Raw genomic sequence first — 17,171 nt, 5'->3', positions numbered from 1 at the left:
GTCCTTCGCTACTACAATCCGGCGCCCGCCAGTATCGCGCTGGCACCTTTCTCCGCCTCGTCGGCCAGCCCGCGAAACAGGCCGAACAGCTCGCGTCCCATGCCGCTGGCGGGCGGGGGCGCCGCGGCGGGCGCGCGCGCCGCCCATTCGTCGGCGTCGACCAGCGCGGTGAGCGTGCCCGCCTCGGCGTCGACCCGGATCAGATCGCCGTCGCGGATCAGCCCGATCGCGCCACCGCCGAGCGCCTCGGGCGAGCAGTGGATCGCGCACGGCACCTTGCCGCTCGCGCCCGACATGCGCCCGTCGGTGACGAGCGCCACCTTGAAGCCGCGGTTCTGCAACACGCCCAGCGGCGGGGTCAGCTTGTGCAGCTCCGGCATGCCGTTGGCACGCGGACCCTGGAAGCGGACCACCACGACCACGTCGCGTTCGAGCTCGCCGTTGCGGAAGGCGGCGAGCACCTCGAGCTGGTCGGCGAAGACTCGCGCGGGCGCCTCGACCACCCAGCGCCCGCGCTCGACTGCGGACACCTTGATGCAGGCGCGGCCGATATTGCCCTGGAGGATGCGCATCCCACCGTCGGGCGAGAAGGGCCGGTCGGCGGGGCGCAGGATCGTCTCGTCGCCGCTCGCCGGGACCGGCTGCCACGTCAGCTGCTCGCCCTCGATCACCGGGCGCTCGCCGTAGGCGGAGAGATCGTCGCCCGCTACGGTCATCAGGTCGCGGTGGAGATAGCCCGCGCCGATCAGCTCGCGGATCACGAACGGCATGCCGCCTGCCGCCTCGAACGCGTTCACGTCGGCCGAGCCGTTGGGATAGACTCTTGCGACGGTCGGCACCGCGGCGGAGAGCCGGTCGAAATCCTCCCAGTCGATCACGATGCCCGCGGCGCGCGCGATCGCGGGCAGATGGAGCAGGTGGTTGGTCGAACCGCCGGTGGCGAGCAGTCCGACCGCGGCGTTCACGATCGCTTTCTCGTCGACGCAGGCGCCGAGCGGGCGGTAATCGTCGCCGTGCACGCCGATCGCGGCGAGCCGGTGGACCGCGGCGCGGGTCAGCTCCTGGCGCAGCTTGGTGCCGGGATTGACGAAGGCGGCACCCGGCATGTGCAGGCCCATCACCTCCATCATCATCTGGTTGGTGTTGGCGGTGCCGTAGAAGGTGCAGGTGCCCTGCGTGTGATACGCCTGGATCTCGGCGTCGAGCAGCTCGTCGCGCGTCGCCTGGCCCTCGGCGAAGCGCTCGCGCACCGCCGCCTTGGCCTTGTTGGGCAGGCCCGAGGGCATCGGCCCACCGGGGATCAGGATCATCGGCAGGTGGCCGAAGCGCAGCGCGCCCATCAGCAGCCCGGGGACGATCTTGTCGCAGATGCCGAGCAACGCGGCGCCCTCGAATGTGCCGTGGCTCAGCGCCACCGCGGTGCTGAGCGCGATCGTGTCGCGGCTGAACAGCGACAGCTCCATGCCGGCATAGCCCTGCGTCACGCCGTCGCACATCGCGGGCACGCCGCCCGCGACCTGCGCGGTGGCGCCGACCTCGCGCGCCCACACCTTCATCTGCTCGGGGTAGCGGTAATAGACCGCGTGCGCCGAGAGCATGTCGTTGTAGGCGGTGACGAGGCCGATGTTCATCGCCTCGTGCCGTGTCGTCATCGCCTCGCGGTCCTCGGGCGTGCCGGCATAGGCATGCGCGAGATTGGCGCAGCCGAGCCGCGGACGCCCGATCCAGCCGTCGCGCTCGCGCTCGATCAGCGAGAGATACGCCTGGCGGGTCGGGCGCGAGCGCTCGATGATCCGGTCGGTGACGGCGCTGACGGCTGGATTCATGCTGCTACTTTCGGCTCGGGCGGGTCGTCGCGCGGCGGCGCGGTTGTGCGGCAGGGGCCTGCCGCACTCAAGTCCCGCGAGGTCGGAATACGTATTCGTTGGCGGCTCAGGCGGCCCAGTGGATGTCGACGGGCAGCTCGACGTCGGCGAGCACGCGGCCGATCGGATAGGGCGAGCCAGCGCCCTCCTTGATGGCGTCCTCGATCACCTTGCGCTTGGCGTCGCCGGCCACCGCGATCATCAGCGCGCGCGCGGTGGCGATCGCCTGACGGCTGAGCGTGACTCGCGCCACCGGCGCCTCGGGCGGCAGCGGATCGGGCATCACGCCGAGCGCGCGGCGCTCCTTGGGTCCGTTGAGCGCCTCGTCATAATCGGGTCCTGGGAAGATCGAGGCGGTGTGGCCGTCGCCGCCGACGCCGAGCAGGCATAGGTCGAGCGGCCAGTGCAGGTCCTGCATCAGCGCGTCGGCGGAGCGGCCCGCTGCCTTATAATCGTCGGTCGCTTTGGGCACGATCGGCATCACGCGTGCGCCCTTGGGGATGAAGATCTTGCCCAGCGCGGTGACGTTGGAGAGCGGGTCGCCCAGCGGGACGATGCGCTCGTCGCCGGGGATGATGGTCACGCGCTTCCAGTCGAGCTTGGCCTGGGCCAGCTTCTCATAGGCGGGCAGGGGAGTCTTGCCGCCCGCCAGCGCGATCACCGCCGAGCCGCGCGCGTCGATCGCGCTCTCGATGACGAACTGGATGTCGCCCGCGACCGCGTCGGCCAGCTCGGCCGCGTCGTCATATTCCCACCATTCGATCTCGGTCATGTCTCTCTCCGTCGCGACGCTCGGGGTCGCGCTGGTCGCCGCGCGGGTACGCGCCGGCAGGGTCGTCGCCCTGCTTTCGCAGGAAGTTCGGTCAGGTCAACCGAGCAATGCGGTGAGCGGGACGAGGGCAGGGTTGTCCATTGGTGAGCGGCCCTCCCCAGCAAGCCACCTCCCCGGCGAACGTCGGGGTCCAGTTGGGTAGGTGTTGGTGAGTCTCAGCGCGGCCTTCCCACCTGAGCCCCGGCGTACGCCGGGGCGGTAGCTATGTCAGCGCCGCTTGCTCCTGCGCAGGCGGAAGCCCAGGGTCATGGGCGCGCCGGCCTAAAACCCTGGGTTCCTGCGTCCGCAGGAACACGGCCAGTCTCAGTCGTCGTGCCAGCTCACGCCGTCGCGCTCGGTCAGTGCGATCGCGCCGGCGGGGCCCCAGGTACCGGCCGCATAATGTTTCGGCTTGGTCTGCGCAGCGGCCCAGCCGGCGCGGATCGCATCGATCCAGCGCCACTGCGCCTCGACCTCGTCGCGGCGGACGAACAGAGTCTGGTCGCCCTCGATCAGGTCGAGCAGCAGCCGCTCATAGGCGATGCGCCGGCGCGAACCCGCGAACTGCGCGTCGAGGCTCAGGTTGAGCGGCACCTCGCGCAGCTTGATCCCCTCGCGGTCGAGCCCCGGCTCCTTGGTCATCACCAGCAGCTGGATATATTCCTCGGGCTGGAGTCGGATGATCAGCTTGTTGGGCTGGAGCAGCCCGCCCCGCCCCGAGAACATCGAGTGCGGCACCGGCTTGAACTGGATCGCGATCTCGCTGCGGCGCTTGGCCATGCGCTTGCCGGTGCGCAGGTAGAAGGGCACGCCCTGCCAGCGCCAATTGTCGACGAACGCCTTGATCGCGACGAAGGTCTCGACATCGCTGTCGTAGCCGAGCTCGGAATCGTAGCCGCGCACGACCTTGCCGCTGACCGCGCCCTCCTCATACTGGCCGGTGACGGTATAGCCCTGCACCTCCTCCGGCTTCATGTGGCGCAGCGAGCGGAACACCTTGGCCTTCTCGTCGCGGATCGCGGTGCCGTCATACAGCGCCGGCGGCTCCATCGCGATCAGCGCGACGAGCTGGAGCACGTGATTGGCCACCATGTCGCGCAGCGCGCCAGCGCCTTCGTAGTAACCGGCGCGATCCTCGAGCCCGACCGTCTCCGCGATCGTGATCTGGACATTGTCGATGCCCGTCGCGTTCCAGATCGGCTCGAACATCGAGTTGCCGAAGCGCAGCGCCAGGATGTTCTGCACCGTCTCCTTGCCGAGATAGTGATCGATCCGGAAGATCCGGTCCTCGGGGAAGGCGGAGGCGACGGTGTCGTTGATCTCGCGGCTCGACTCGAGGTCGTAGCCGAGCGGCTTCTCCAGCCCGATCCGCACCGTGTCGCCGGCGAGGCCGACGCTCTCCAGCCCGCGCACCGCGGGTTCGAACAGCGAGGGCGCGGTGGACAGATAGATCGCCAGTCCGCTCGACACGTCGCCGATCTTGTCGGCGAGCGGCTGGAAGCTGTTCGGGTCCGACAGGTCGGCGGGCTGGAACTGGAGCCGCTGGAGGAAGCTGTCGATCGCGCCCGCGTCCTTGCGGTCCGCGGGGAGGAATTCGTCGAGCGCCTTGCGCGTGACGTCGCGGAAAGCGTCGTCGTTGAGGTCGCTGCGAGCCGAGCCGGTGATCGTCAGCCCGGCGGGCAGCAGCCCGTCGGCGTGCAGCCCGTAGAGCGAGGGCAGCAGCATTCGCTTGGCGAGGTCGCCGGTCGCACCGAACAGCAGCAGCTTGCCCACCGGATTGCGCTCCATCTGAGTCTCCTGCGTCGCTTTCTAGAGGGTCAGACCGGCGACGGGGTCGAAGCCGGCCATGATATTGAGATTCTGCACCGCCGCACCGGCGGCGCCCTTGCCGAGATTGTCGAGCGTGGCGATCAGCAAGGCTTGGCCGCTGGCCTGGTTGCCCACGACGCGCAGCGTCATGCGATCGGTCCCGGCGTCGTCCTCGATCTTCACCACGGTCGCCGCCTCGTGCGCGAAGCGGACGACGCGCTCGCCGTCATAGGCAGCGGCCAGCACCTCGGAGAGGTCGTTGAGCGTGAAGGAGCGGGCGAGCTGGCTGAGGTGGAGCGGTACCTGCACCACCATTCCGCGATAGGTGCGCGCCACCGCCGGCTGGAAGATCGGCGCGACGGTGAGCCCCGCGTGCCGCGTCATCTCGCCGACATGCTTGTGCGCGAGCGCCAGCGCATAGGGGCGGAAAGCGGTGGCCGCCTCGCCGCCCTCGAACTCGGCGATCATCGCCTTGCCGCCGCCGGAATAGCCTGAAGTGGCATTGACGCTGAGCGGCGCATCGGCGGCAAGCAGCCCGGCGCGCACGAGCGGACGAACCAACGCGAGAAAACCGGTGGGATAGCAGCCCGGATTGGCGACCAGACGCGCCGACGCGATGCGATCGGCCTGATCGGGCTCCAACTCGGCGAGACCATAGGTCCAGTCCGGCGCGACTCGATGCGCCGTCGAGGCGTCGATCACTCGCGTGCGATCGTTTGCGATCATCGCCACCGCCTCGCGCGCAGCGTCGTCTGGGAGGCAGAGGATCACGACATCGGCGTCGTTGAGCGCCTCGGCGCGCGCCGCGTGGTCCCTGCGACGCACCTCGTCGATCGTCACCAGCGCGACGTCGCCGCGGCCCGCGAGCCGCTCGCGGATCTCCAGCCCGGTGGTGCCAGCGGCGCCGTCGATGAAGACCGAGACCGTCACGCCGCGCTTACCGTCGCGGCGTCGACATAGCCGACGAGGTTGGCGTCCACCGCGATCCCCCAGGCGACGCCGCCGGTGAGGTCGAGCAGATCGAACGCGGCCCCAGCGGGCAGCTCCGCCAGCGCCGTCGAGGCAGGGTCGCGGGACTCGCGCAACGTCGCCGACGTGGCGAGTGCACGGCGCAGCGGCGCGGCATAATGCGGCGCGAAGACGCGGTCGGCGAGGCGGACGTCGGCGATGTCGGCGCGCACGGCATGGGTGCGCGGATCGAGCATACGCGACCGCCCCGTCAGCGTGAAGCCGCTACGCGGTGACGTGCTGCTGCCCGACGGCGCGGGCGGGCGGGTGGTCGCCGTCACCGATGAACTGGCCGAACTCCTCAAGAAAATCTGCCCCTTCGGATGTACGCGCGACGAAGATGTTGCGCTTGTCGCTGTCGTCGCGTTGGCGGCGCAGATAGCCGAGCGCACCCAGTCTGTTCAAGGCGCGCGTCACCACGGGTTTGGAGACGTTGAGCACGCGGGCCAGACCGCGCACGGTATGCGGACCGGGCCGCAAGTAAACGACCAGGAGGAGCGCCATCTGGCGATTGGTGAGGTCGGGCTCGCCCGAGCGCACGTAATCGACCAGCGCGTTCATCCACGAACTGAGTTCGGGTTGCGCCAATGTTGCCACGTCCTCGTCCCGCTGCATCACGCCCGGTCCGTTCCGGGTTTGTGCGAGAATAACGCCCGCTCCCGCGGCTGGTTTCAGCCATGTCACGAATTAGCGAGGCGAAATCGTGCCGTTCCGGCGGCGAGCGGCGCGGTTGATCCGCGCCCGTCGCTCCCCTATGTGCCCGCCATCCGGCGTGCGCGACCTGGTCGCGCGTGCCCCTCGCTGTATCGGACCCGCGTCGCTCCCATGTTCACCTTCCTGCTCGTCGTCCAGGCCATCATCGCGGCTGCCCTCGTCACCGTGATCCTGATGCAGCGCTCGGAAGGCGGCGGCCTGACCTCGTCGGGCAGCCCGTCCGGGCTGATGTCGGCGCGCGGCGCGGCGGACTTCCTGACGCGCGCCACCTCGGTGCTGGCTGGGATCTTCGTGGTGATGAGCATCGTGCTCGCCTTCATCGCGGCGCACCGCGGCGCGGTCTCGGTCGACACCTCGCTGCAGCGGCGCGTGCCCGCGGCGCAGACGCAGCAGCCGGCGCCGACTCAGCCCGACGCCGCCGCGCAGGTCCCGCTCGCGGGTGAGCCGGCGAATGCCGCCGCGCCCGCCCCGGCGCCGGCCGACAACGGCGTGCCGCTGGCGCGCTGATCACCCCTACAGCGTCGACTCGTCGCGCGCGGCCTCACCGCGCGCTTGCCCTTGCTCGTACTATAAGGTTAGGCAGTTCGCCCCATGGCGCGGTATATCTTCATCACCGGCGGCGTGGTCTCCTCGCTCGGTAAAGGACTCATGGCGGCGAGCCTCGCGGCGCTGCTCCAGGCGCGCGGCTATCGCGTGCGCATCCGCAAGTTCGACCCCTATCTCAACGTCGATCCCGGCACGATGAGCCCGTATCAGCATGGCGAGGTCTACGTCACCGACGACGGCGCCGAGACCGACCTCGACCTCGGCCATTACGAGCGCTTTACCGGGGTGGCGTCGCGCCAGTCGGACAACATCACTTCCGGCCGCATCTACAAGACGATCATCGAGCGTGAGCGGCGCGGCGACTATCTCGGCGCGACGGTGCAGGTGATCCCGCACGTCACCGACGCGATCAAGGCATTCGCGCGCGCCGAGACCGACGACCTCGACTTCGTGCTGTGCGAGATCGGCGGCACGGTGGGCGACATCGAGTCGCTGCCCTTCATCGAGTCGATCCGCCAGCTCAAGAACGAGGTCGGTCGCGGCAACGCGATCTCGGTCCACGTCACACTCGTGCCGTACATCGCCGCGGCGGGCGAGCTGAAGACCAAGCCGACGCAACATTCGGTGCGCGAGCTCGCCGCGCTCGGCGTCCAGCCCGACGTGCTGGTGTGCCGCTGCGAGAAGCCGCTACCGGTGTCGGAGCGCGCCAAGATCGCACTGTTCTGCAACGTGCCCGAGAGCGCGGTGATCCCCGCGCTCGACGCCGCCAGCATCTATGCGGTGCCGCTGCAATATCACGCGGAGGGGCTCGACTCGGAGGTGCTGCGCGCCTTCGGCATCACGCCTTCGTCCCCGCCCGACCTCAGCCGCTGGCAGGAGATCGTCGATCGCCTCCAGCATCCCGAGGGCGAGGTGACGGTCGGCGTGGTCGGCAAGTACGTCGGCCTTCAGGACGCCTACAAGTCGCTCAACGAGGCGCTGGTCCACGGCGGGATCGCCAACCGCGTCAAGGTCAACGTGCGCTGGATCGATGCCGAGCTGTTCGAGCACGACGACGAGGAGATCGTCAGCCAGCTCGAGCCGCTCGACGCGATCCTCGTCCCCGGCGCGTTCGGCGAGCGGGGCGCCGAGGGCAAGATCAAGTCGGTGCGCTTCGCGCGCGAGCGCGAGATTCCCTATTTCGGAATCTGCTTCGGCATGCAGATGGCCTGCATCGAGGGCGCGCGCGACCTCGCCGGCATCGCCGAGGCCTCGTCGACCGAGTTCGGCCCGACCGAGCAGCCGGTGGTGGGCCTGATTACCGAGTGGATGGGCCGCGACGGGCTCGAGCAGCGCGAGGCGCAGGGCGATCTCGGCGGCACGATGCGGCTCGGCGCCTATGACGCGACGCTGGCCGGCAACAGCGTGGTCGCCTCGATCTACGGCGACACGCAGATTTCCGAGCGGCATCGCCATCGCTACGAGGTCAACACCGGCTATCGCGAGGCACTGGAGAAGGGCGGCTTGGTGTTCTCGGGCATGTCGCCCGACGGCACCTTGCCCGAGATCGTCGAGCGGCCCGACCACCCGTGGTTCGTCGGCGTCCAGTTCCACCCGGAGCTGAAGAGCAAGCCGTTCGACCCGCATCCGCTGTTCGCCAGCTTCATCGAGGCCGCGCTCAAGCAGAGCCGGCTAGTGTAGGGTCGCGACGACCACTCCTAGGAGCGGTCGTCTTATAATTGAGGCAGCGGAACCGCAGCCGGGTGGCGGCGCGGTCAACGGAGCTCGCCTCTGATGAGTCAGTTACGCATCGCGCCCAGGCTGGTCCTGTCGTACGCGGTGATCTTCGTCGTCATGCTGGGGATCAACCTGCTCGCGCTCGCCAACGTGAGCCGCATGGACGCGATCGCGGAAGACATCGGCGTTCACCGCCGCCACAATTATGAGTCAGCCTCGGCGATGGCGCTAGCGGCCACGCAGTATCGGCTGGGCGAGGCCACGTTGGTAGCGGCGCGCGACGGCGCGGAGGCGACCGCCGCGGAGCGGGACCTCGCGGAGCGCGGGCGCGCGGTGGAGACGCGGGTCGCGGAGCTCGAGGGCCGGCTACGCTCACCGGTGACACAGGGCCTGTTGCGTGAGTTCGCCCACGACTGGTCGACCTACCGTTCGTCCGGATCGAGCCAGCACCGTCGTGCCGGCGAGCTGGAGCTGGCGACGTTCCGCGCGCGTGCGCCGGCCTTCTCCGATGTCGAGCGCGATGCCAACCGCCTGCTGGTGCAGCAGTCGGGCTCACTCGATAACGGCGTGGCCAGTGCGCGATCGCTCGTCGACGCGGCGCGAAGGATCACGTTTGTCGCGATGGCGCTGACGGCGCTGCTCGTGATCGCGCTGCTGATGCTGCTGATCCGCGGCCTCGCGCGTCCGCTCGACGCCGTCACTAACGGGCTGCTGCGGCTCGCCGACGGCGACCTGGGCGTCGAGATCGCGGGGTCGGGGCGCGGCGACGAAGTCGGTGACGTCGCCGCCGCGGCGATCACGCTGCGCGACCGGCTTCTCGCCGCCGAGCAGGAGAAGGCGCGCCAGACCGCACTGATCGTCACCAGCGTGGGCGCGGGACTCGACTCACTCGCCCGCGGGGATCTGACGACTCGAGTCGACACCGAGTTGGAGGGCGCGTTCGGCAAGCTGCGCACCGACTTCAACGATGCGATCGAGGCGCTCGCAGCGGTGCTCGCGGCGGTGCAGGCGAGTGCCGCCGGGATCAGCGAGGGCGCCGACGAGATCCTTCAGGCGGGCGACGATCTGTCGCTCCGAACCGAGAAACATGCCGCCGGTCTGGAGCAGACCTCCGCGGCGATGCAGCAGATCACCGAGACGGTTCGGCAGACCGCCGAGGGCGTGTCGCGCGTCAACGGCGTGGTGGTGGAGACCCGCGGCGACGCCGAGCGCTCGGGCGAGGTGGTGCGCCGCGCCGTCGAGGCGATGAGCGGGATCGAGCGCGCCTCGCACGAGATCGGCGATATCATCAGCGTGATCGACGGTATCGCCTTTCAGACCAACCTGCTCGCGCTCAACGCGGGGGTGGAGGCGGCGCGCGCGGGCGACGCGGGCCGTGGCTTCGCCGTGGTGGCGCAGGAGGTCCGCGCGCTGGCGCAGCGTTCGGCAGACGCCGCGCGCGACGTGAAGAAACGCATCGGCGCCTCGACCGAGCAGGTCGGCGCGGGCGCCAAGCTGGTGGTGGAGGCGGGCAATGCGCTGACCAGGATCATCGCGCGGGTCGGCGAGATCGGCGCGCTCGTGGCGCAGATCGCCGAGGCCGCGGAGCAGCAGTCGACCGGACTGGTGCAGGTGAGCAAGGCGATCGCCGAGATGGACGGCGTCACCCAGCAGAATGCCGCGATGGTGGAGGAAACGACGGCAGCGGCGCGCGCGCTCGCCGGCGAGGCGGACGCGCTCGCACAGGAGGTCGCGTGCTTCCTGCTCGACCGCCCGGCGCCTACCCGCGCCGGCCTGCCGCGCCACCGCCAGATCGAGGCCCCCGCGCGGCGCTTGCCCAAGCCCGCGCCGCGGCTCGGCCACGCCCCGCGCGGGCGAGGGGGTGAGGACGACGGCGCCCGACGCGCCGAGTGAGCCGATAAGGGAAAGGCGCCCGGACCTGTCGGCCCGGACGCCCCCACCGGCGCCTCGAAAGGGAGCAAAGAGACGCCGATCCCGCTCGCGCGGCTGACCCTTACGCGGCGCGCGCCGCGTCGGTGGCCTTGTCCTCCACCGCGGCGAGCTGCGGGCCGGTCTTGATCGCGATCGACTTCGGCTTCATCGCCTCAGGCACCTCGCGGACCAGATCGATCACCAGTAGCCCGTCGTTCAGCCGCGCGTCCTCCACAAACACGAAGTCGGCCAGCTCGAACCGCCGCTCGAAGCTGCGGTTGGCGATGCCGAGGTGGAGGAACTGCGCATTCTCCGCCCGATCGTCCTTCTTGCCGGCCACCTGCAGCAGGTTCTGCTGCGCGGTGATCTCGATCTCGTCGCGGCTGAAGCCGGCGACGGCCAGCGTGATGCGGTAGCGGTCGTCGGCGACTCGCTCCAGGTTGAAGGGCGGATAATTCTCGGATGCGCCGCGCGCGTTCGCCTCGATCATGTCGAACAGACGATCGAAGCCGATGGTCGAGCGGCGGTAGGGAGTCAGGTCGAAACGCATGTTCAAATCCTCCGATGAGCTATTTGAAGCAAGGCGCCCGGTCATCCGCGGCGCCTGTGTCCGTGCGGCCCGGCCAGCGGCACCGCACGCTAGCTAAATGGGAGTAGCGCGAAGCGTTTCAAGTCCCCCTGATACTCCTACTTCGTTGATGGACTATGCGGGATCGGCGATGCAGGATGATGTCGAGGTAAACAGGGGGAATTTCATGTCGCTCACGCTCGCGCTTCTACTGGCGCAGGCCGCCGTACCGTCCGCCGCGGCCGATCAGGCGGCCGGTGCGCCCGCCGATGCGGCACCGTCGCAGGACGATGCCGTGGTGCGCGGGGCGGTCGACGGCAGCGGTGACAACGAGCGCGGTCGGCTCGGCCCGGCGCAGCAGGGCGGGGGCGACATCGTCGTCACCGCGCGGCGCCGCGCCGAGAGCGTGCAGCGCGTGCCGCTCGCGGTCTCGGTGATCGGCGGCACCGCGCTGGCGGAGACGGGCGCGTACAATGTCAGCCGGCTGACACAGATCCAGCCGACGTTGCAATTCTACTCGACCAACCCGCGCAACTCGGCCGCCAACATCCGCGGCCTGGGCGCGCCGTTCGGCCTCACCAACGACGGCATCGAGCAGGGCGTCGGCATCTATGTCGACCAGGTCTATTACTCGCGCATCGCCTCGGCCACCTTCGACTTCACCGACACGGAGCGGATCGAGATCCTGCGCGGACCGCAGGGCACGCTCTACGGCAAGAACACCACAGCGGGCGCGATCAACATCACCACGCGGCGGCCGAGCTTCACGCCCGAGGCGCGGGTCGAGCTCACCGCGGGCAACCTCGAGTTCCTCCAGGCCAAGGCCTCGGCCTCCGGCCCGCTGATCGACGACACGCTGGCGATCCGCCTGTCTGCCTCCGTGACGTCGCGGCGCGGCACGATCTACAACACGCGCACCGGCGCCTATGTCAACGCGCAGGACAATCGCAGCCTGCGCGGGCAGCTGTTCTGGCAGGCCGCGTCCAACCTCGATCTCACGCTCGCCGGCGACTACAACCACCAGGATCCGGAATGCTGCGCGCAGATCTTCGCGCGCGTCGGCCGCACGCAGCGGCCGCTGGCGCGGCAATATGAGGCGCTCGCCGCCGCCTTCGGGTACGAGCCGCCGTCGCGCAACGCCTTCGACCGGCTGACCGACCTCGACACGCCCCTGCGCGCGCGCCAGGAGCTGGGCGGCGTATCGCTGGTGGCCAACTGGGACGTCGGCGCGGCGACGCTCACCTCGGTTTCCGCGTGGCGCCTCTGGGACTGGGATCCGTCGAACGACCGCGACTTCATCGGCCTGCCGATCACCACGGTGTCGGCCAGCCCGTCGCAGCAGAAGCAGGTGAGCCAGGAACTGCGCGTCGCCTCGAACGGGCAGCACCGCGTCGACTATGTCGCCGGCTTGTTCTACTTCCGCCAGACGATCGACACGCAGGGGCTACAGGTGCAGGGGCCGGCGGCGAGCCGCTGGCTGCTCAACCCGGGCGACCCGCCGTTCGGCGCCAACGGCTGCGCGCGCCCGAGCAGCGCGGCCTGTAACCCGGCGATCCTCGACGGGCTGACCGCGCGCAACACGATCGGCTTCACGAACACCTCCGCCGCGGCGTTCGGGAAGCTCACCTGGCATCTCGGCGACAGCTTCTCGATCGCGCCTGGCGTGCGCGTCAACTATGACAAGAAGCGCGGCTCCTACGTCTCGGTGGTGACGACGGGCAGCGGCTCGACCACGCTGACCAGCGACCAGCGCGGCGTCCTCGCGCCGCAGAGCTACGCGCCCGACTTCGACAATTGGAACGTCTCGGGTGACATCACCGCGGCCTGGGACATCGCCGCGGACGTCCACGGCTACGCCACCTACGCGCGCAGCTACAAGTCGGGGGGAATCAACCTCTCGGGTCTGCCGCTCGACGCCGGCAACAATCCTATCCTCAGCGCGGCGACGGTGAAGCCCGAGAAGGTCAACCACTATGAGCTGGGGCTCAAGACCCAGTTCCTCGATCGCCGCGCTACGGTGAACCTGGCGGCCTTCTGGACCGACATCTCGGACTATCAGGCGACCGTCACCAACGGCCAGCTCGGGGTGCTGCGCGGCTATCTCGCCAACGCGGGGAAGGTGCGTACGCGTGGCGTCGAGCTCGACTCGGCGTTCCACCCGACGACGCGTCTCAACGTCTACGCCAACGCGGCCTATACCGATGCCAAATACGTCGACTTCACCGACGCGCCGTGCCCGCCCGAGCTGTCGGGCGGCACGAGCAGCCCGGCCAATTGCGACATCTCCGGCCAGCGTTTGCCCGGCATCTCGAAATGGGCCTTCTCCTACGGTGCCGAATATGCGGTGCCGGTGACGCTGGGCGGGGAGGGCGGCAACGTCTATCTCGGCTATGACGGCAGCTATCGCTCAGATTTCTCGAGCAACCCGTCGGAGTCGATCTACACCAACATCCATGGCTACTCGATCTCGAACGTGCGGCTGGGCTATCGCAGCGACCGCGGGCTCAACGCTTTCCTATGGCTGCGCAACGCCTTCGACCAGGATTATTACGAGCTGCTGGCGACCCAGTCGGGCAACACCGGGCTGGTGGTCGGCCAGCCGGGCGATCCGCGCACTTATGGTGTGACCGTGTCGGCGAGCTTCTGAGCGGGCGAGGTCGCGGGCTCGAAGACGCGCGCGACCTTCTCCCTCATCCCGGTCTCGTTTGGGGATCCACGCCGCCGCGCATAGGTTCGCTTTGAGATCAGGGGCGGGGTGGACGCCGGAACGATTCCGGGGTGACCAGGACGCGCACAGCTTGAACGCGCGGGCGGCGCCACCACATTGCCGCCACAAAGCAAACGCCCGGGCCGCTCATCGCGACCCGGGCGCCTGCGTGACGATCGCTCGTCAGCCCCCTATCCCGCCGTCTGCCCGCGCGCTTCGGTGTGAAGCGGAGCTCGACGACATTCCCCGAACCACGGCCTTTGCCTGTGTGCCAGTGAGGGAAGGTATGCTGGCGCGGCGTTCGGCTGTCGACCGAAATGAACGCCGGCAAAACCGATTGCGGCAGCTCTGTGTCGAATCCGCCACACGCCCCGTTGCGCCGCCGCGCGCGCCATCCTAGAGGCGGCGGCATGTTGCTGTCGCGCTACGAGAGCATGATCGCGCGGCGGTATCTGCTGCCCGGTCGCGGTGAGCGGTTCATCGTCCTGGTCGCGGGCTTCTCGCTCGGCGCGGTGATGCTCGGCGTCGCCGCTCTGGTCATCGTGATGAGCGTGATGAATGGCTTCCGCGCCGAGCTGTTCGACAAGATCGTCGGGCTCAACGGCCATGCCGTGATCCAGGGCTACAACGGGCGGCTGCCCGACTGGCGTCGCGCGCTCGCCGAGGCAAAGGCCACCCCCGGTGTCACCAGCGCGATCCCTATGATCGAGCAGCCATTGTTCGTCACGTACAACGGCCGCGCCGAGGGCATCATCCTGCGCGGCATGCGGCCCGAGGACATCCGCGCGAACCGGACGATCAACTCCAAGGTGATCGTCGGCAGCCTGGCGAGCGTGACGCCGGGGAGCAACAACGTCGCGATCGGCGCGCGACTGGCGGAGCAGCTCGGCGCGACGATCGGGTCCGAGATCACGCTGATCAACCCGCTCGGCCCCTCGACGCCGTTCGGCACGATGCCGCGCTACGTCAACTACACCGTCGGCGCGATCTTCGAGGTCGGCGTGTACGACTATGACAAGGCCTATGTCGTGATGCCGCTCGCCGACGCGCAGACGCTGCTGCTGAGCGGCGACAGCGTCGGCATCATCGAGCTGCAGACCAGCGACGCCGACCGCGTCGGCGAGATCCTCGCCCCATTGACCCGTAAGGTGCAGGGCTATGCCGCGGTGGCCGACTGGCGCCGCCTCAACGCCGAGCTGTTCGACGCGCTCGCTGTCGAGCGCGTGGCGATGTTCACCGTGCTGTGCATCATCATCCTGGTCGCCGCCTTCAACATCGCCTCGTCGCTGATCATGCTGGTGCGCTCCAAGACGCGCGACATCGCGATCCTGCGCACCATGGGCGCGAGCCGCGGCGCGATGCTGCGCATCTTCATCACGGTGGGGACGACGATCGGGGTGCTGGGCACAGTGGCGGGGCTGCTGCTCGGCTTCGGCTTCCTGTTCATCCGGCAGTCGGTGGTGAACGCGGTGCAGGCGATCACCGGGCAGAACCTGTGGGACCCCTCGATCCGCTATCTCACCGAGCTGCCGTCCAAGCCCAACCCGGTCGAGATCGTCGCGATCGTGCTGATCACGCTGCTGATGACCTTCCTGGCGACGGTCTATCCGGCGCTCAAGGCGGCGGGCACCGACCCGGTCGAGGTGCTGCGTTATGAGTGAGGCGGTTCTCCAGACGAGCGGCCTAGCGAGGAGCTTCACGCAGGGCGGAGCGACCATTCACGTGCTGCGCGGGGTCGACCTCGCCATCGCGCCGGGCGAGATCGTCGCGCTGCTGGGTCCGTCGGGCTCGGGCAAGTCGACCTTGCTCCAGGCGGTGGGGCTGCTCGAGGGCGGGTTCGCCGGATCGATCCGCATCGGCGGCGTGGAGGCGGCGCAGCTCGACGCCGCCGGGCGCACCGCGATGCGGCGCGATCGGCTCGGTTTCGTCTACCAGTTCCACCATCTGCTGCCCGACTTCAACGCGATCGAGAATGTCGTGCTGCCCCAGCTGATCCACGGCGCCGAGCGCGCGCCGGCCGAGGAACGCGCCGCCGCGCTGCTGACCGCGCTCGGCGTCGGGCACCGGCTGACCCATCGCCCGGCGCAGCTCTCGGGCGGCGAGCAGCAGCGCGTCGCGGTGGCGCGAGCGCTCGCCAATCGGCCCGCGCTGGTGCTGGCCGACGAGCCGACCGGCAACCTCGACGAGCATACCGCCGACGTCGTGCTCGCCGAGTTCCTGCGGCTGGTGCGCGGCGAGGGCTCGGCGGCGCTGGTGGCGACCCACAACGAGCGGCTCGCCGCCAAGATGGACCGCGTCGTGCGGCTGCACGAGGGCACGATCGCGTGAGCCGCTGGCGCGAGACGCCGCGGCTGGTCGGCCAGCACGTGGTGCTCCGCCCGCTCACCTCGGAGGACGCACCCGCGCTCGCCGCGGCGGCGGGGGACGGCGACCTGACCGAGCTGTTCTTCGCCAACGTCTCCGGCCTGACCGATCCCGACGCCTTCGTCGCCGCTGCGCTGCGCGAGCGCGACTTTGGCCGCGCGCTGCCTTTCGCGGTGGAGACGCCCGACGGCCGCGTCGTCGGGCTCACGCGGCTGATGCGGATGAGCGAGGCGCACCGCCGCGTCGAGATCGGCGGCACCTTCTACGCGCGCGCGGTGCAGCGCACCGGGGTCAACACCGAGGCCAAGCTGCTGCTGCTCGGCCACGCCTTCGACGCACTCGGCTGCCAGGTGGTGCAGATCCGCACCGATTGGTTCAACAAGCGCTCGCAGGCCGCGATCGAGCGGCTCGGCGCCAAGCGCGACGGCGTGCTGCGCTCGCACCAATTGTTCAACGGGCGGGTGCGCGACCTAGTGGTTTATTCGATCATCGCGAGCGAGTGGCCGGGCGTGCGGACCAACATCGAGTTCCTGCTGCGGAGGCACGGATGAGCGCGATCACTGACCTGAGCGTGACTATCGCCGACGGCGGCGAGCAGCCGCTCGCGGACTATGCCGGCAAGGTGCTGCTGGTGGTCAACACCGCGTCACAATGCGGGTTCACGCCGCAATATGCCGGGCTGGAAGAGCTTCACCGCGCCTATGCCGAGCGCGGGCTGGCGGTGCTGGCCTTCCCCTGCAACCAATTCGGCGCGCAGGAGCCGGGCGACGCCGCCACGATCGCGACCTTCTGCTCGACCCACTATGACGTGAGCTTCCCGGTCTTCGCCAAGGTCGCGGTGAACGGGGCGGGGGCGGACCCCTTGTTCGAGCGGCTCAAGCGCGCCGCGCCGGGGCTGCTGGGCTCGCGCGCGATCAAGTGGAACTTCACCAAATTCCTGGTCGCGCGCGATGGTGAGACGGTGCGCCGCTATGCGCCTACCACGGCGCCCGAGGCGCTGCGAGCCGATATCGAGGCGCTGTTGTAGCGGCGGGTGGCCGCGACTCACTGCCTTCTCCCCACCAACAGCGTCATCCTGAACTCGTTTCAGCATCCACGGTCCCGCGACCGCCGTGGCCGCTGTGTGCGCGGCACGGTAAATCCTGAAACGAG

15 protein-coding genes are annotated in these 17,171 nt (G+C 69.4%); 8 read left to right on the top strand and 7 right to left on the bottom strand.

What is annotated here, in order from left to right:
- Positions 1–11 precede the first annotated feature (11 nt).
- From edd to KZ820_RS02135, 6 genes are all read right to left on the bottom strand, one after another.
- The gene (gene edd / locus KZ820_RS02160) at positions 12–1,826 is read right to left on the bottom strand and encodes a phosphogluconate dehydratase (protein WP_219747061.1); all 1,815 of its coding nucleotides are present in this window, start codon (positions 1,824–1,826) and stop codon (positions 12–14) included.
- Positions 1,827–1,932: 106 nt separating this feature from the next.
- Entirely contained in the window at positions 1,933–2,637 is a 705-nt protein-coding gene (gene pgl / locus KZ820_RS02155; protein WP_219747060.1) for a 6-phosphogluconolactonase, read from the bottom strand.
- Positions 2,638–3,000: 363 nt separating this feature from the next.
- Positions 3,001–4,464, bottom strand: a complete 1,464-nt coding sequence (zwf, locus tag KZ820_RS02150) for a glucose-6-phosphate dehydrogenase (protein WP_132907819.1) — start codon at positions 4,462–4,464, stop codon at positions 3,001–3,003.
- A gap of 21 nt (positions 4,465–4,485) precedes the next feature.
- Entirely contained in the window at positions 4,486–5,415 is a 930-nt protein-coding gene (gene argC, locus KZ820_RS02145) for an N-acetyl-gamma-glutamyl-phosphate reductase (RefSeq protein ID WP_219747059.1), read from the bottom strand.
- Complete coding sequence (locus KZ820_RS02140) at positions 5,412–5,690, bottom strand: SH3 domain-containing protein (protein WP_219747058.1); 279 nt, start codon at positions 5,688–5,690, stop codon at positions 5,412–5,414. The genes argC and KZ820_RS02140 overlap by 4 nt, the downstream gene beginning before the upstream one ends.
- Before the next feature lie 28 nt (positions 5,691–5,718).
- On the bottom strand, positions 5,719–6,054 hold the full coding sequence (locus tag KZ820_RS02135) for a MarR family transcriptional regulator (RefSeq protein WP_132908177.1): 336 nt from the start codon (positions 6,052–6,054) through the stop codon (positions 5,719–5,721).
- Between the two features lie 264 nt (positions 6,055–6,318).
- On the opposite strand from KZ820_RS02135, the gene secG reads away from it, so the two are divergent.
- From secG to KZ820_RS02120, 3 genes are all read left to right on the top strand, one after another.
- A complete protein-coding gene (gene secG / locus KZ820_RS02130; protein WP_219747057.1) occupies positions 6,319–6,714 on the top strand; it encodes a preprotein translocase subunit SecG in 396 nt (131 codons plus the stop codon).
- A gap of 84 nt (positions 6,715–6,798) precedes the next feature.
- A complete protein-coding gene (pyrG, locus tag KZ820_RS02125; RefSeq protein ID WP_219747056.1) occupies positions 6,799–8,433 on the top strand; it encodes a CTP synthase in 1,635 nt (544 codons plus the stop codon).
- A gap of 93 nt (positions 8,434–8,526) precedes the next feature.
- Positions 8,527–10,362: a methyl-accepting chemotaxis protein gene (locus KZ820_RS02120; RefSeq protein WP_219747055.1), complete on the top strand. Its 1,836-nt coding sequence runs from the start codon at positions 8,527–8,529 to the stop codon at positions 10,360–10,362.
- Between the two features lie 100 nt (positions 10,363–10,462).
- On the opposite strand, the gene KZ820_RS02115 is transcribed toward KZ820_RS02120, so the two are convergent.
- Entirely contained in the window at positions 10,463–10,930 is a 468-nt protein-coding gene (locus KZ820_RS02115) for an Hsp20 family protein (protein WP_219747054.1), read from the bottom strand.
- A 205-nt stretch (positions 10,931–11,135) separates the two neighbouring features.
- On the opposite strand from KZ820_RS02115, the gene KZ820_RS02110 reads away from it, so the two are divergent.
- The 5 genes from KZ820_RS02110 (at position 11,136) to KZ820_RS02090 (ending at position 17,046) form a co-directional block, all read left to right on the top strand.
- On the top strand, positions 11,136–13,595 hold the full coding sequence (locus KZ820_RS02110) for a TonB-dependent receptor (protein WP_219747053.1): 2,460 nt from the start codon (positions 11,136–11,138) through the stop codon (positions 13,593–13,595).
- Positions 13,596–14,065: 470 nt separating this feature from the next.
- Positions 14,066–15,316: a lipoprotein-releasing ABC transporter permease subunit gene (locus KZ820_RS02105; protein ID WP_219747052.1), complete on the top strand. Its 1,251-nt coding sequence runs from the start codon at positions 14,066–14,068 to the stop codon at positions 15,314–15,316.
- On the top strand, positions 15,309–15,983 hold the full coding sequence (locus KZ820_RS02100) for an ABC transporter ATP-binding protein (protein ID WP_219747051.1): 675 nt from the start codon (positions 15,309–15,311) through the stop codon (positions 15,981–15,983). The genes KZ820_RS02105 and KZ820_RS02100 overlap by 8 nt, the downstream gene beginning before the upstream one ends.
- Positions 15,980–16,570 (top strand): GNAT family N-acetyltransferase, encoded by a 591-nt coding sequence (locus tag KZ820_RS02095; protein ID WP_219747050.1) that lies wholly within the window; start codon positions 15,980–15,982, stop codon positions 16,568–16,570. Before KZ820_RS02100 ends, KZ820_RS02095 begins: the two co-directional genes overlap by 4 nt.
- Positions 16,567–17,046, top strand: coding sequence for a glutathione peroxidase (locus KZ820_RS02090; protein WP_219747049.1), 480 nt, complete (start codon positions 16,567–16,569; stop codon positions 17,044–17,046). The genes KZ820_RS02095 and KZ820_RS02090 overlap by 4 nt, the downstream gene beginning before the upstream one ends.
- Positions 17,047–17,171: the final 125 nt, after the last annotated feature.

It is taken from the genome of Sphingomonas citri, assembly GCF_019429485.1.
In the GTDB taxonomy this organism is placed as follows: Bacteria; Pseudomonadota; Alphaproteobacteria; order Sphingomonadales; family Sphingomonadaceae; genus Sphingomonas; species Sphingomonas citri.
Note: the sequence above shows the minus strand (reverse complement) of the source record. Positions and strands in the feature narration are given on the sequence as shown.